Raw genomic sequence first — 1,612 nt, 5'->3', positions numbered from 1 at the left:
AAGAAAGACCAACTATAAGAAGTCAAGTAGTAAAATAAAATAAATATTTAAAATTTAGTTTTAAAATTAAACACAACAAATTAAACCAGTAAGTAACAGGTTTTAAAAGAAGCATATTTGAAAACATAAAAAATAGGCTGTCATTCAGTAATCCTTATTTCATAAGGGCTTTGGTTTTTAAGAACAGCATAAATAATATTACACATCTTTCTGGAAACAGCTCCAACGCAAGTAAGATGATGTTTGCCTTCACCTCGTTTCTTAAGATAGTAAGCATTTAAAACAGGATCATTAAATGATGCTACTAAGGCAGCTTGAAATAGTGCTTTTCTTAAATAAGGAGAACCTCTTTTGCTCATAACAGTATTAGTAGCTTGGAATTCGCCAGAACTACTAACGACAGCATCTATACCAGCATAAGCAACTAATTTTCTTGGAGAATCAAATTTATCAATATCACCAATTTCTCCAAGAATAGTAGCTCCAATTATGTTCCCAATGCCTGGGATTGTTGTAATAGGAGACTCAATTAGAGACATGAGGCTATTGATTTCCTTTTCCGTATCTTTAACTTGGGATTCAATAAAGTTCATTTGCTGAATAAGAGCCTTTAATTGAAAAGTAAAACTATCTTTACTAAAAGTAACTCCAAAAGAATTTTTGGACTTGGACTTAATTAAATTAGCTTTAGTATCTCCAAAACTCTTACGGCTTAATTTGTTGATTAATTCAGCTAAAGATTCAGTAGAAATATCTTCAAAGTCAATAGGAGATGAGAATTGCAACAAAAGTTCCTTAGAGGTTTTGCCAAAAACATTAGAAAAAATAGATTGATATTCAGGAAATACTTGGTCAAGAACACTGATTACCTTTCTTTTTAAGTCAGAAATAGATTGAACAAGATATGAGCGGAAACGGGTTAGGTTTCTAAGCGAGAACATATTCTCATGGGAAAGAGATGTTTCAATAAAAGAACCATATCTGATGAGATCAGCAATTAAAAGAGAATCAATAATATCAGTTTTTCTCTTACGGATCTCAGTGCCCTTACGCCAGCCATCTGTTTGAATGGGATTGATTACATGAATGGTAAAGCCATTATCATAAAGAAAAGAATATAGGGCTAACCAGTAGTGACCTGTAGCCTCCATACCAATAATAAAGTTAGAAGTATTACTGGTAAAGGAATTTAATTTGGAAAGCAAAGCTTCTCCACCATCTGAAGTATTGGAGAAAGAAAAAGCTTTAAAAAGAGTCTTTCCATCTTCATTAATTAAAGAAGCAACATGATTGTTTTTAGCGATATCAATTCCTAAATACAACATAAATAGCACCTCATAAAGAAATATTTTAGATTGTGAGTCCACTCAACTAATAAGCGTTACTACCTTGTTCTATATTCGGAGAGAAGCTAAAAAGCAACCAACATCCAACTCATTCGTAAACTGCTTACTAGAGAGAGGTATCAGTCTTTCAATTACGAGTTCACAGACTCAAGGTGGGTTCGATAATCCTCTCAATCTAATAATACAATTATCTCTGATCTTGAGAGATAAATAAAGAAAGGTTTATAGGTTTCCCTATTTAATAACCTAAATACATTATACAAGGT

The 1,612-nt window shown here is 32.1% G+C and carries 1 protein-coding gene; it reads right to left on the bottom strand.

The genetic code is table 11. From position 1 onward, the window contains the following. Positions 1-140: 140 nt before the first annotated feature. Positions 141-1,325: an IS110 family RNA-guided transposase gene (locus tag FYJ83_RS19505; protein ID WP_154443136.1), complete on the bottom strand. Its 1,185-nt coding sequence runs from the start codon at positions 1,323-1,325 to the stop codon at positions 141-143. Between the last annotated feature and the right edge of the window lie 287 nt (positions 1,326-1,612).

The organism is Tissierella pigra, assembly GCF_009695605.1.
Taxonomy (GTDB): domain Bacteria; phylum Bacillota; class Clostridia; order Tissierellales; family Tissierellaceae; genus Tissierella; species Tissierella pigra.
The sequence above is the reverse complement of the archived record's forward strand: the minus strand, read 5'-3'. Positions and strand labels throughout refer to the sequence as shown.

Excerpts from the sequence above, each read along its gene's own strand:
- FYJ83_RS19505 (WP_154443136.1), bottom strand. The coding sequence starts at position 1,325 with ATGTTGTATTTAGGAATTGATATCGCTAAAAACAATCATGTTGCTTCT.